The 12245-nt window shown below is 71.1% G+C and carries 15 protein-coding genes; 10 read left to right on the top strand and 5 right to left on the bottom strand.

Features of this window, described 5'->3' with window-relative positions; all coding sequences use genetic code 11:
• Nucleotides 1-51: 51 nt before the first annotated feature.
• Complete coding sequence (locus AC6CCG_RS31100) at nt 52-915, bottom strand: DUF4862 family protein (protein WP_496658711.1); 864 nt, start codon at nt 913-915, stop codon at nt 52-54.
• Between the two features lie 186 nt (nt 916-1101).
• Between AC6CCG_RS31100 and AC6CCG_RS31095 the strand changes: the two genes are divergently transcribed.
• The 6 genes from AC6CCG_RS31095 (at nt 1102) to AC6CCG_RS31070 (ending at nt 5344) form a co-directional block, all read left to right on the top strand.
• Nucleotides 1102-3480, top strand: a complete 2379-nt coding sequence (locus tag AC6CCG_RS31095) for a CehA/McbA family metallohydrolase (RefSeq protein ID WP_496658710.1) — start codon at nt 1102-1104, stop codon at nt 3478-3480.
• Complete coding sequence (locus AC6CCG_RS31090) at nt 3480-3872, top strand: hypothetical protein (protein ID WP_496658708.1); 393 nt, start codon at nt 3480-3482, stop codon at nt 3870-3872. The genes AC6CCG_RS31095 and AC6CCG_RS31090 overlap by 1 nt, the downstream gene beginning before the upstream one ends.
• A complete protein-coding gene (locus AC6CCG_RS31085; RefSeq protein WP_496658707.1) occupies nt 3869-4270 on the top strand; it encodes a VOC family protein in 402 nt (133 codons plus the stop codon). Before AC6CCG_RS31090 ends, AC6CCG_RS31085 begins: the two co-directional genes overlap by 4 nt.
• Before the next feature lie 78 nt (nt 4271-4348).
• Complete coding sequence (locus AC6CCG_RS31080; RefSeq protein WP_496658706.1) at nt 4349-4672, top strand: PadR family transcriptional regulator; 324 nt, start codon at nt 4349-4351, stop codon at nt 4670-4672.
• Nucleotides 4669-5025, top strand: coding sequence for a DUF1048 domain-containing protein (locus AC6CCG_RS31075; RefSeq protein ID WP_496658705.1), 357 nt, complete (start codon nt 4669-4671; stop codon nt 5023-5025). The genes AC6CCG_RS31080 and AC6CCG_RS31075 overlap by 4 nt, the downstream gene beginning before the upstream one ends.
• A gap of 1 nt (nt 5026) precedes the next feature.
• Complete coding sequence (locus AC6CCG_RS31070) at nt 5027-5344, top strand: DUF1048 domain-containing protein (RefSeq protein ID WP_496658704.1); 318 nt, start codon at nt 5027-5029, stop codon at nt 5342-5344.
• Between the two features lie 8 nt (nt 5345-5352).
• On the opposite strand, the gene AC6CCG_RS31065 is transcribed toward AC6CCG_RS31070, so the two are convergent.
• From AC6CCG_RS31065 to AC6CCG_RS31050, 4 genes are all read right to left on the bottom strand, one after another.
• The gene (locus tag AC6CCG_RS31065; protein ID WP_496658703.1) at nt 5353-6273 is read right to left on the bottom strand and encodes an NADP-dependent oxidoreductase; all 921 of its coding nucleotides are present in this window, start codon (nt 6271-6273) and stop codon (nt 5353-5355) included.
• A 90-nt stretch (nt 6274-6363) separates the two neighbouring features.
• On the bottom strand, nt 6364-7242 hold the full coding sequence (sigJ, locus tag AC6CCG_RS31060; RefSeq protein WP_496658702.1) for an RNA polymerase sigma factor SigJ: 879 nt from the start codon (nt 7240-7242) through the stop codon (nt 6364-6366).
• Nucleotides 7235-8071, bottom strand: coding sequence for a phosphotransferase enzyme family protein (locus AC6CCG_RS31055; RefSeq protein ID WP_496658701.1), 837 nt, complete (start codon nt 8069-8071; stop codon nt 7235-7237). The genes sigJ and AC6CCG_RS31055 overlap by 8 nt, the downstream gene beginning before the upstream one ends.
• Nucleotides 8072-8100: 29 nt before the next feature.
• Nucleotides 8101-8424, bottom strand: coding sequence for a DUF2277 domain-containing protein (locus AC6CCG_RS31050; protein ID WP_496658700.1), 324 nt, complete (start codon nt 8422-8424; stop codon nt 8101-8103).
• A gap of 177 nt (nt 8425-8601) precedes the next feature.
• Between AC6CCG_RS31050 and AC6CCG_RS31045 the strand changes: the two genes are divergently transcribed.
• From AC6CCG_RS31045 to coaE, 4 genes are all read left to right on the top strand, one after another.
• Nucleotides 8602-9354 (top strand): hypothetical protein, encoded by a 753-nt coding sequence (locus AC6CCG_RS31045; RefSeq protein ID WP_496658699.1) that lies wholly within the window; start codon nt 8602-8604, stop codon nt 9352-9354.
• Between the two features lie 44 nt (nt 9355-9398).
• Entirely contained in the window at nt 9399-9878 is a 480-nt protein-coding gene (locus AC6CCG_RS31040; RefSeq protein WP_496658698.1) for an NUDIX domain-containing protein, read from the top strand.
• Nucleotides 9879-10076: 198 nt separating this feature from the next.
• Complete coding sequence (rpsA, locus tag AC6CCG_RS31035) at nt 10077-11543, top strand: 30S ribosomal protein S1 (RefSeq protein WP_496658697.1); 1467 nt, start codon at nt 10077-10079, stop codon at nt 11541-11543.
• 66 nt (nt 11544-11609) lie between these two features.
• Nucleotides 11610-12206 carry a dephospho-CoA kinase gene (coaE, locus tag AC6CCG_RS31030; RefSeq protein ID WP_496658695.1) on the top strand — a complete coding sequence of 199 codons (597 nt, stop codon included), beginning with the start codon at nt 11610-11612 and terminating at the stop codon, nt 12204-12206.
• The last annotated feature ends 39 nt before the right edge of the window (nt 12207-12245 follow it).

Here is a 12245-nt window from a genome sequence, read left to right as displayed (position 1 = left end):
CCCGTTGTTCGTCACTTCTTGGACACGCGGGCGGCTCCCACCGTCGGTTCGTCACGCAGGCGTGAGCACCAGGCGCAACGCCTCGAGGACGGACTCGGCCCGCTGCTGCGGACTGCGGTCTGCCGAGCCCGCGCGTACTTTCGCACCGAGGATGACGTCCGGTCGGCCCGCGGCCCGAGTGCGTGCGATGTGCTCGGCGGTGAGCAGCGAGGCCGGTTCGATCGGCGCCGGCGGCAGATGCGCGTCGACCCAGGCGGCATGACCGTTGAGCGGCACGTCCGCGACCCCGGAGAAGATCAGTCCCGACAAGAGCTCACCCGCCTCTGTCACGTGGGTCACGGCACCCTCCGGGCTCCGCGTCTCGATCACCGATCGGGCCCAGTTGATCACGACGCCGAGCCCGAGATCCCGCGCGACCGACAACTCGTCGGCCAGCGCGAGGAATCCCTTCTCCGGTTCGTGTCCGGCCATCGGCGCATCGCAGTGTTCCAGGAGGATCGCCGCCCCGGACCAGTCCCAGTCCACGATCTCCGCCAACGACTCCGCCAGGGCCTCGGCGGTGCCCGTCCGGGACGGGGCCGACTGGAGCTCGATCGCGGCCACGGTCAGGCCCGATCGTTCGACCGCGTCCCGCAGCGATCGGGTCACCGCGATGGCGTCGCGGCGTCCGGTCGGATCGGTGGACGCGAGTCCGTAGGCCGGGTCGTTGCGGCTCCGGATCCCGGTGACGGGCGCGGCGGTCACCACGTGGCGCCACTCGGTCGGCAACGCGCCGGCCAGCCATCGCTCCTCGTCATCGATGAACGGCAGTTCAAGACCGCCGATCAGGTCGGACTCGGTCAGGTGAGCCAGGAACGAGGCCTGGTCGGCGGATTCGGTCGGGGCGGCGGGATACGCACCGGCAATCAGTCGCATCGTGCCAGGATAGATGGAACAGAATTTCATATTGCCCGCAGGCACCCGGCTCCCTTGTGCGCGAAGCTGTGGCCCGACTCCGGACCGACGGGGACGATCATCCACGGCCGGCCCGAAACCCGCTCGCCGTCCGGTGATCGGCGCACGTAGCATCGGCTGGAGACGCAGGCCTGCGATGGGAGCACCGTGACGCTCGACCACACCGACCAGCTGGCGACGACCAACCCGGCAGTGCAGCCGATCCTCAGTTCCGCGACGCGGGCGTTGGACCGGCTGGCCGAACTCGGCGAACCCGTCGATCCCTCGCTCCGCGAGGCGGTGAACGCGCTGGCCGACCGCCCGGACACAGACCTCAGCGACGAACTGCGGCGGCTGCTCGCGCCACACCTGCTGCTCGAGCTCACCGTCGGCCGGCACGGCCCGGAGACTCTGGTCCAACCGGGCGAGCCGGCCCGGCTGGTGCAGGGCGGCTGGAACAGTTTTCTCCTCTGCGCGGTCAACCCGGGCGGGCTGGAGGCGACGTTCACCGTGTCCGGCGGCGGCAGCGACGTCACCCGGGCCGGCGGGATGGTCACTCGGCCGTACCTGCCGGACCGGATCGAGCACGCCGCGACCATCCGCGACACGTGGTGGTACGAGCTCAAGCTCGACGGTCCGGGCCAGCTGACCGGGCGCGAACTGGAGTTCTTCGTGATCAGCCTGCACAGCCGGGATGCCGGCCGCCGCGCCGCGCCGATCAGCATCTCCCGCACCGGCCGGCCCCACGACGGCAACGCCGGCGACAGCTGGATCCAGACCCAGCGACGCCGGCTCGCCACCGTCGGCTCGGCGTCGGTCGACGTCGAGGTGGACGCCGTGCCGGCCCACGACGTGGTGCTCGACCTGACCGACACGGACGGCCGGACCTGCGTCGCATCGATCTTGATCAAGGACGACCTCGGCCGGGTCTACCCGAACCGTGGGCTGCGGCTGGCGCCGGACATGTTCTTCCAGGACCAGGTGTACCGGGCGACCGGCGAATCGGTCCGGCTGCCGGCAGGCGAGTACGAGGTGACGGCCTGGCGCGGTCCCGAGTACCGGCCGGTGATCACCCGGTTCACCGTCGACCCGGCGGGACCGGCGCCGCTCGCCGTACGGCTGGATCGGTGGATCGACCCGGCTGCGCGCGGCTACTACTCCGGCGACCCGCACATCCACGGCGGCGGCTGCTCGCACTACAGCCAGCCGACCGAGGGCGTCTCGCCGGAGACCATGATCAGGCACGCCCGTGGCGAGGCGATCTGGGTGTCCAGCGTGCTCACCTGGGGGCCCTGCTACTACTACCAGAAGCAGTTCTTCACCGGCCGCAGCATCAGCCCGCCGGCGATCCTGGAGCACCCGTCGCACCAGGAGGCGAACGGCGTCACCTGGCAGCCACAACCGACCCAGACCGACCGCGAGAGCGTGCTCCGCTACGACGTCGAGATCTCCGGCTTCCCGTCCAGCCACTCGGGCCATCTGATCTTGCTCGGGCTGACCGACCAGGACTACCCGGGCACCTCGGTGCTGGAGGACTGGCCGTCCTGGAACCTGCCGATCCACCAGTGGGCGCAGGCGCAGGGTGCGTTCACCGGGTTCGCCCACTGCGGCCTCGGCATGGCGACGCCGTCCCGGGACCTGCCCAACTTCGACCTGCCGCCGTTCTCCTCGATCGGCTCCAACGAGCTGGTGGTCGACGTCCCGCACGGGGCGGCGGACTTCATCGCCGGCGCCGAGTTCGGGCTCGCGGCCGAGATGAACGTCTGGTACCACCTGCTCAACACCGGCTTCCGGACCCTGATGCTCGGCGAGACCGACTTCCCGTGCGTCTCCGACGAGCGGCCCGGCATCGGCCGCACGTACGTGTCGCTGCCGGAGCCGCCGGCCGGCGACCGGGCGCTGGAGGCCTGGATCGACGGGCTGCGCACCCGCTCCTCGTACTTCGGGGACGGTCGGAGTCACGCCTTCGACGTGGCCCTGGACGGCGACCGGTCGCGGGAGCAGCAGCGGGCCGCCGCCGGGCCGGTGCGGCTGACCGCGACCGTCGCCGCGCTGCTGCCGGAGCAGCGGCCGGAGCCGAGCGTGCCCGACTTCGACTACGACCTGGCGCCGGCCGAGCTCACCGTCCCGAGCGACGGTTCCTCGGACTGGGACGCATCGGCCTGGCACCTGGAATGGGCCCGGATCGGCGACACCCGTACCGTCGCGGTCGAGGCCGTCGTCAACGGACAGGCCGTCGCGCGCCAGGAGATCGTCGCCGACGGGACCGAGCAGCAGGTCAGCTTCGACCTCGACCTGGATCGTTCGTCGTGGGTGGCGTTGCGGGTGCTGCCGAGCCTGCACACGTCGCCGGTCTTCGTCGAGATCGCCGGCCGGCCGATCCGGGCCTCGCGACGGAGCGCCCAGTGGCTGCACGACTGCGTCGACCAGCTGTGGGAGGTCAAGCACGGCTTCATCCGACCGGCCGAGCGGCCGGCGGCGCGGCTGGCGTACGACCAGGCGCAGGCCGTCTACGCCGAGCGTCGCGACGAGAGCGAGGTCGACTGATGTCCTGCGAACCGGGCTGTTCCTGCTGCACGCCGGCCGTCGAGGACGCGGCGTTCGTGGTGACGATCAACCCCGAGGGCCGGGTCGAGGCGGCCCGGACCGAACTTCCCGTCGCGCCGGTCCGGCCGGGGGAGTGGGCCGAGATCGACGTCGCCGTGCTCAACCAGGGTTACGTGACCGGACCGCTGCAGCTGCGCTGGTCGCGGCTGCCCGGCCTGGAGGTCGACGCCCCGGACACCGAGCTGACCGGGGCGGCCCGGCAGGACACCCGGTTCCGGGTCCGCCTCGGCGCCGGCGCGGCCGACGTCACGCTCCGGTTCTGGGCCCTCGGCGCCCTCGGCGGCCTGGCCAACAAGAACACCGCCCAGCTGTACGTACGCACGGCGACGTGACCGGACCGGCACCGCTGTGGGGGCCGACGCTGGACTGCCCGGACCCAGCGCGGCTGGCCGAGTTCTATCGGGCGATCTGCGGTGGGGCGCTCACCGTGGTGACGGAGGCGTTCGTCGAGCTGCGGCTGGAGACGGTCAGCCTCGGCTTCCAGCGCGATCCCGATCATCGGGCGCCGACCTGGCCCGATTCGGCGGTACCGCAGCAGGCCCACCTGGACTTCAGCACCGCCGACCTGGACGGGACCGAGCGCGCTGTGCTCGCGGCGGGCGCGAGGAAGTGCGCGACCCAGCCGGAGCCGGCGGTCTTCCGGGTCTACCTGGATCCGGCCGGGCATCCGTTCTGCCTGACCACCTGGGGGACCGCTGCCGGGCCGCCCGAGTCCCGTCGGCAGCCCTGACGCTGGTCGACCTTCGCGCTACCTAGTGCTACTGTGTAGTGGTACTTGGTAACACTCAGTACCAACGAGGGGTGCGCGGTGGAGGGCCTGACGGAGATGCTCAAGGGGACGCTCGAGGGCTGCGTGCTCGAGATCATCCGCGGCGAGGAGACCTACGGCTACGCGATCACACGCCGGCTGAACGAACTCGGCTTCCCGGACGTGGTCGAGGGCACGGTCTACACGATCCTGGTCCGGCTGGAGCGGAACGGGCTGGTCCGGGTGACGAAGCGGCCGTCCGAGCAGGGCCCGCCGCGCAAGTTCTACGCGCTCAACGACGCGGGCCGGGCGGAACTGGCGACGTTCTGGGCCAAATGGGACTACCTCGCCGCGCGGATCGACAAGCTCAAGGAGGACAGATGAACTTCTGGGAAACCATCACCGGCAGCGATCTGACCAGGGAATGGAAGGCGTTCGAGGCACGGGCCGCGGCCCTGCCGGCCGACCACAAGGCAGCCTGGGACACGATCAAGTTCCAGCTCGCCGTCCCGGGCGACTTCTCGGGGCGGAAGCTGATGCCCATCCTGGACGGCGTCCTCGGCCTGCTCGAGGAGACCGCGGCCGAAGGGCAAAGCGTGCAGGACGTGCTCGGCGACGACCTCCCCGGATTCTGCGCGGCGCTGACCGGGAACCAGGGCCGGCGGACCTATCGCGACCGGTGGCGGGAGCAGCTGAACCGCAACGTGGCCAGGAAATTGGAGCGGTTGGGAGGCTGACATGGGAATTCAGGACATCATCGAGGGCAAGAAGCAGTGGCGGGCCCACCTGGCCCGGGTCAGGGCGCTGCCGCCGGACTACCAGATCGTCTACGAGGAACTGCAGCGCTACCTGTTCAAGGTCGGGCCGGTCTCGCTGACCGAGGGCAACCTGCTGGCCGAGCTGGTCGACTTCTTCGAGGAGGGCGCCGCGGCCGGTAAGGGCGTGTTGGAACTCACCGGCACCGACGTCGCCGCCTTCTGCGACGAGTTGATCAAGGACTCGCCCACCTATGCCGAGCGCTACCAGGACGCCGCCGGCCAGAAGCCCGGCGCCTGACCGGCGGGTCAGTCCGCCGACACCCGGATGATCGTCCTGCCCGGGACGCGCTCGCCGGGGGAGAAGGCAGCCGGGGCCTCGGCGAGCGTCCGTACCGCACCGACGACCGGCCGCAGCCGGCCGTCCCGTACCCGGGCGACGAGCTCGGCCAGCCGCTCCCGGTCGGGTTCGACGACGAAGAAGACGGACCGCCCCTGCTCCGGGTGGACCTCGGGCGGCGCGGCGATGGTGACCAGCGTCCCGCCGGGCCGGACCAGGGCGGCCGAGCGGGCCTGCACGTCGCCGCCGATCACGTCGAGCACCAGATCGACCGGTCCGGCGTCCTCGAGCCGGTCGGTCTGCAGATCGAGAAAGGCCGCGGCGCCGAGTTCGCGTGCGCGGTCCCGGTCGGCGGCCCGGCCGGTGCCGATCACCCGGGCGCCGGCCTCGCGCGCCAGCTGTACGGCGAGCGATCCGACCCCGCCGGCCGCGCCGTGGATCAGCACGGTCTGACCGGCGGTGAGCCGGCCGTGGTCGAACAACGCCTGCCAGGCGGTCAGCCCGGAGATCGGCAGGGCGGCCGCCACGGTGTGGTCGACGTCCGCCGGCAGCGGGACGAGGTTGCGGGCCTCGACCGCCGTGAACTCGGCGAGCGAGCCGTCGCGCGCCCAGTCCGCCATCCCGACGACGCGCTGGCCGACCGTCAGCCCGGTGGTGCCATAGCCGAGTCCGGCGACGACACCCGACAGTTCGTGGCCGGGCACGCTCGGCGTCCGGTCCCGACCGGCCCGGTCGGTCCAGGTGGCCGGCCAGTCGAGCTCGCCCGGGGTGAAGCCCGCGGCGTGCACCCGGACGACGACGTCGTTCTCGGCGGCATGCGGGTACGGCAGGTCGGTCAGCGCCAGTCCGGCGAGGCCCGCCTGACGATCGCGAACGGTGATGGCTTGCACGAGGGCTCCTTGACGAAGAGTGATCACGACGGTTTCGTCAGGGAGACGAGGTAGCCGCGCGGGACGTGACGGCCCGCCCGCACCGCGGACTCAGAGGTGGCCGAGCTTGTCCGGATTGATCACCCGGCGGTACGCGGTGATCATCCCGTCCGCGAACTGCACCGTGTCGACCGAGTAGACGCCGCCGTCCCGGTAGAACACCAGGGCCGGCTCGCCGCCGACCTCGGCGAACTCGATCCGGTCCGGCCGCCACTGGCGACCCACCCGGACCATCACCTCGGCGATCCGCTGACCGCCGTGGATCGCCTTGCGCGCCGCCGCGGCCTTGTCGCCGCCGTCGGTGACGTAGACGGCGTCCGGATGCAGCAGCTTGACCAGTCCGGCCAGGTCGCCGGCCAGATACGCGGCACGGAAGGTGGTCAGCGCGTGTTCCCGGACGGCCTTCGATGCCTGCGGAGTGGTCTGCCGCGCCGCGGTCAGCCGCCGGCGACCCCGGGAAGCGAGCTGCCGGGCACCCGGAACCGTCACGTCCAGCACCTGGGCGATCTTGTCGAAGGTCAGCCCGAAGACGTCGTGCAGGACGAACGCCACCCGCTCGGGCGGGCGCAGCTCCTCCATGATCAACAGCATCGCCGTGCTCACCGACTCGTCGACCAGCACCGGCTCGGCGGCGTCCGGCCCGGTCAGCAGCGGTTCCGGCAGCCAGGGCCCGACATAGGACTCGCGGCGCACCCGGGCGCTCTTGAGGATGTCGTACGACCGCCGCGCGGCCACCGTGACCAGCCAGCTGCGAAGATCATCGACCCCGCCGAGGTCCGCCCCCGCGGCCCGCAGCCAGACGTCCTGGACCACGTCCTCGGCGTCGGCCACACTGCCCAGCAGCCGGTACGCCACGCCGAAGACGGCGGGCCGATGGCGCTCCCACTCGGCACCGAGCCGGTCCACCGGCACGGCGGGCTGCTCAGCCATGGCGAGCCAGTGCGACGCGGAGCCGGCCGAGCCACTCGAGGCCCAGGGCCGTCCCGTTCGGCAGCTGGTCGTCACGATCCCAGCGCCAGGTCGTGATCATCGCCAGGACCAGGCTCCGGCAGGCCCGCAGCCGCGTGGGATCCAGGCCGGGGTAGTGCTCGGCGACCTCGTCGGGCGCGTGCGCGAGATCGAACTCGACCGGGCCGCGGCAACACGTCTCCAGGTCGACGAACACCGGCCCGTCCGGTCCGGCCAGCAGGTTGCCCGGATGGGGCTCGCCGTGCAGGAGTTGATCATCGCCGTGCCCGTCCAGCTTCCGTCCCAGCCGGTCCAGCGCGTCCCGGAGCAGAGCTCGATCCGGCCCGTCGAGCGCCGGGGTCCGCACCGGGCTGGCCACGAGTCGCTGCGCCTCGGCGACCCGGTCCGTGAAGCTCGGCGTCGGAAAGTCGACCCGGCGCATGCCGGCATGCAGCCGGGCCAGCGCGGCGGCGTAGTCGGCCGGCCGGATCTCGCCGCGACCGACGCTGTCGTAGTGGGTCCACAGCGTCACCGTGAACCCGTCCCGCCGATGCACGCGCGGTTCTGCCCGCGGATCGAGCTCGGCGACCGGGCAGCCGGCCGCCGCGAGCCGGCGCGCCAACTCGACCTCGAACTGCGCGTTCTGCTCCGCTTCGGGCGCCACCCGGGCGACGACGTCGCACGGCAGCAGCCGCACGGTGAGTTTGTTCGAGTCGTGCAGCACGATCGGGTCGCCGTCGGCCGGCAGGCCGAGCCCGCCGGCGACCGCTCGCGCCGCGGCGACCGCTCGCGCCGCCGCTGCGGCGTGCATCCAGTTACCTCCGTGGCTCGCTCGCCCGGTCAGTGGGTGTGGGCGATCCCCAGTTCGTGCATCCGCTCGTGCTCCTCGCGCTCCTTGATCCGTTGCGCGATCCGCGCCTGGACCTCGGGCCGGCGCAGCGGCGGCACGCTCTTCGGCGGCTGCCGCCGCTCCGGCAGCGAGCCGAGCAACCGGGTCACGATGCCGGAGATCTCCGCCACGGCCTCCTCGAACGGTTCCCGGGTGGCGTCGGTCACCTTCGTCACGCCGGTGACCTTGCGAACGAACTGGACCGCGGCGGCGGTGATCTCCTCGTCGGTGGCGGGCGGGTCGAGTCCACGCAGCGTGGTGATGTTTCGGCACATGCTCCGAACCTACCGCCGCCCACCGACACCTGGGCACCCTCCTTCCGTTCCCTGCCCCCCTTCTCCTGGGCGCTCAGCGGCGGGTGGTCGGAGGCCGAGCTCGCCGAGTCGTTCGCGATCCGATCAGGTTCGCGGAGGCCCTGGTGTGGGGGCGCCAGATCGGGAGAGGGTTGGAGGATGATCCTGGGCCCCGGTCGGCGCCGGCGGCCGGTCCGTGATCGTCGGTGGCCGGACCGGCGCAGCGGGTGGCGGTGGGTCCTGGCCGGCCTCGGCCTGGTGGTCCTCGTGGTGGCGCTGATCGGCTCAGTCGGTCCCTTCCGGCAGACCCAGGAGTTCCGCGCGGCCGTCCAGTGTCACGGCGGCGAGGACGCCTGCTTCGGCGACGAGCCGGGCACGATCGTCGACCGGGACACGTACACCACGACCTCGACCTCCGGTGGCACGAACGGCCAGCCGGGCACGACCACGACGACGACCCACTACAGGGTGACCTGGCAGCGGGCCGGCGGCGACCGGGAGTCCCACGACGTGTCCTCGGCCTTCTACGGCAAGGCCGAGGTGGGGCAGCCGGCCAACCTGCGGACCTGGCGTGGCGAGGTCGTCGGCCTCGAGGTGATGGGCGCGACCGCCTGGTTCCTGCCCGAGTCCGGGCGCAGCTTCGGCTACTGGCTCTACCTGGCCCACTTCGGCCTCGGGCTGCTCCTCTGGGGGCTGTTCTTCGGCTGGTGGGACGGCCCCTTCATGATGGCCTTCCGCCTGCTCGCCTGGATGTTCCTGAGCTTCGTCCCGGTGGCCATGATCACCGACGCCCTGACCTACGGCCTGGCGCCGGGCCTCGACCTGGTCCTGTACCTCGTGTTCGGCCTCCTCTTCGTCGGCGTCGCCGGCGGGATGCTGATCAGCACCCTCGTCGGAAGGGGGACCGGGTGAGTGCGGCCACCGACACCGGGCATCCTCGTTCTACACTCGGGCCGGTGAGCGGGGAGCAGTTGGACCGGACGAGCTTCCTGGCGACACTGCCGCGGCGCCGGCTCGGGGCCGGCGCGCTGATCCGGGACGAGGACGGCCGGGTGCTGCTGGTGGAGCCGACCTACCGGCCGGACTGGCTGCTGCCGGGCGGCACCGTCGAGATCGACGAGTCACCGAGCACCGCCTGCCGCCGCGAGGTGCTGGAGGAGTTGGGACTGGACCGGCCGATCGGCCGGCTGCTGGTGATCAACACCGTGCGGCCCGACCCGCCGACGGACCCGTACGGCTCCCTGCAGTTCGGTTACGACGGCGGCGTGCTGACCGAGGCCGAGATCGCGGCCATCCGGCTGCCGGCCGACGAACTCAGGTCGTACGCCTTCGTCGAGGTCGACCGGATCGGCGACCGCCTGGGTCCGCGCAGCCGTCGCAGGGTCGAAGCGGGGCTGGCGGCCCTGGCCGACGGTACCGTGCACGAGCTCGGGTAGCGGACCTCAAATTGACCCTGCTTTGTCCGCGGCGATAGGCTGATGTGTCGCTGTGGCCTGCGCGACCTCGGACGGAGTGGGTCACGCTCGTACACCCTGGGCAGCTGGCAGCACTTCACGGTCTCGGCGGAACGGTTTGTACGGATCGGGCTGCAGCAACACCCAAAATCTAGTCCAGCCATATCGGAGCCCTACTACATGACGTCCTCCCTTGAGGCCCCGCCGCAGGTCGCCGTAGACGACTTCGGCTCGCCCGAAGCCTTCCTCGAGGCTATCGACGCAACCATCAAGTATTTCAACGACGGTGACATCGTGACCGGCACCGTCGTCAAGGTCGACCGGGACGAGGTCCTGCTCGACATCGGTTACAAGACGGAGGGCGTGATCCCCTCCAAGGAACTCTCGATCAAGCACGATGTCGACCCGCACGACGTGGTCAGCGTCGGCGACGAGGTCGAGGCTCTGGTCCAGCAGAAAGAGGACAAAGAGGGCAGGCTCATCCTGTCCAAGAAGCGGGCTCAGTACGAGCGCGCCTGGGGCACGATCGAGAAGATCAAGGACGAGGACGGTGTGGTCACCGGTCAGGTGATCGAGGTCGTCAAGGGCGGCCTGATCCTCGACATCGGTCTGCGCGGCTTCCTGCCGGCCTCCCTCGTGGAGATGCGCCGCGTCCGCGACCTCCAGCCGTACGTCGGCCAGGAGCTCGAGGCGAAGATCATCGAGCTGGACAAGAACCGCAACAACGTCGTGCTGTCTCGCCGGGCCTGGCTCGAGCAGACCCAGTCCGAGGTGCGGCAGTCCTTCCTCACCCAGCTGCAGAAGGGCCAGATCCGCAAGGGTGTGGTCTCCTCGATCGTCAACTTCGGCGCGTTCGTCGATCTCGGCGGCGTGGACGGCCTGGTGCACGTGTCCGAGCTGTCCTGGAAGCACATCGACCACCCGTCCGAGGTGGTCGAGGTCGGCCAGGAGGTCACGGTCGAGGTGCTGTCGGTCGAGATGGACCGCGAGCGCGTCTCGCTGTCGCTGAAGGCGACCCAGGAAGATCCGTGGCAGGCGTTCGCGCGGCTGCACCAGATCGGCCAGATCGTTCCGGGCAAGGTCACCAAGCTGGTGCCGTTCGGCGCGTTCGTCCGGGTCGAGGACGGCATCGAGGGCCTGGTCCACGTCTCCGAGCTGGCCGAGCGCCACGTGGAGATCCCGGAGCAGGTCGTCCAGGTCAGCGACGATGTGATGGTCAAGATCATCGACATCGACCTGGAGCGTCGCCGGATCTCGCTGTCGCTGAAGCAGGCCAACGAGAGCGTCGACGTCAGCTCCGACGAGTTCGACCCGGCCCTCTACGGCATGACGGCGAACTACGACGAGCAGGGCAACTACATCTACCCCGAGGGCTTCGATCCGGAGACCGGCGAGTGGCTCGAAGGGTACGAGGAGCAGCAGGCGGCCTGGGAACAGCAGTACGCCGAGGCTCACGCCCGCTGGGAGGCCCACAAGAAGCAGGTGGCCGAGGCCGAGAACGGTGACGTCGCCGCGCCGCCGTCGTCCGCTTCGTACTCGAGCAGCAGCAGCAGCTCCGCTCCGACCCCCAGCGCGCCGGAGGGCTCGCTGGCCTCGGACGAGGCTCTGCAGGCCCTGCGCGAGAAGTTGACCGGCAGCAGCAACTGATCACCACGAACGGCCCCGGACGCGCGAGCGCCCGGGGCCGTTTCGTCTTATCGGCAAAGGATCTGGATGCGGATCGCGTTGACCGGGGGCATCGCCTCGGGCAAGACGGCGGTGTCGGACCTGCTCCGCGAGCGCGGTGCGGTGATCATCGACTCGGACCTGCTGGCCCGCGAGGTGGTCGCTCCCGGAACTCCCGGGCTGGCGGCGGTCGTCGAACGGTTCGGGCCCGGGGTGCTGGACGGTGATCAGCTCGACCGGGCAGCGCTCGGCAAGATCATCTTCGCCGACCCGGCGGCCCGGCGTGATCTCGAGGCGATCACCCACCCGTTGGTACGGCAGCGGGCCGAGGAGCTGGAGCGGGCGGCGCCGGCCGACGCCGTCGTGATCCAGGTGATCCCGCTGCTGGTCGAGGCCGGCCTGGCCGACGGCTTCGACCTGGTGATCGTCGTCGACGCCGACCCGGCCCAGCAGCGGGAACGGCTGCGGCGCCGCAACGGCCTGGACGAACGACAGGTCGAGGAGCGGCTGGCGGCCCAGGCGAGCCGGGCGGAACGACTGGCCGCGGCCGACCTGGTGGTGGACAACACCGGGCCGGCCGAGGCGTTGCCGGGCGAGGTGGACCGGTTGTGGCGTCGCGTCCACGACATTCGAGACGCGAAGTGACATACTCTCCGGCGGACGCACCCTGCGGCCGCTGATTCG

Source organism: Microlunatus sp. YIM B11417 (genome assembly GCF_059617205.1).
Note: the sequence above shows the minus strand (reverse complement) of the source record. Positions and strands in the feature narration are given on the sequence as shown.

Excerpts from the sequence above, each read along its gene's own strand:
- AC6CCG_RS31045 (WP_496658699.1), top strand. The coding sequence starts at position 8,602 with ATGATCCTGGGCCCCGGTCGGCGCCGGCGGCCGGTCCGTGATCGTCGG.
- coaE (WP_496658695.1), top strand. The coding sequence starts at position 11,610 with ATGCGGATCGCGTTGACCGGGGGCATCGCCTCGGGCAAGACGGCGGTG.
- AC6CCG_RS31055 (WP_496658701.1), bottom strand. The coding sequence starts at position 8,071 with ATGCACGCCGCAGCGGCGGCGCGAGCGGTCGCCGCGGCGCGAGCGGTC.
- rpsA (WP_496658697.1), top strand. The coding sequence starts at position 10,077 with ATGACGTCCTCCCTTGAGGCCCCGCCGCAGGTCGCCGTAGACGACTTC.
- sigJ (WP_496658702.1), bottom strand. The coding sequence starts at position 7,242 with ATGGCTGAGCAGCCCGCCGTGCCGGTGGACCGGCTCGGTGCCGAGTGG.
- AC6CCG_RS31075 (WP_496658705.1), top strand. The coding sequence starts at position 4,669 with ATGAACTTCTGGGAAACCATCACCGGCAGCGATCTGACCAGGGAATGG.
- AC6CCG_RS31100 (WP_496658711.1), bottom strand. The coding sequence starts at position 915 with ATGCGACTGATTGCCGGTGCGTATCCCGCCGCCCCGACCGAATCCGCC.
- AC6CCG_RS31090 (WP_496658708.1), top strand. The coding sequence starts at position 3,480 with ATGTCCTGCGAACCGGGCTGTTCCTGCTGCACGCCGGCCGTCGAGGAC.
- AC6CCG_RS31050 (WP_496658700.1), bottom strand. The coding sequence starts at position 8,424 with ATGTGCCGAAACATCACCACGCTGCGTGGACTCGACCCGCCCGCCACC.
- AC6CCG_RS31070 (WP_496658704.1), top strand. The coding sequence starts at position 5,027 with ATGGGAATTCAGGACATCATCGAGGGCAAGAAGCAGTGGCGGGCCCAC.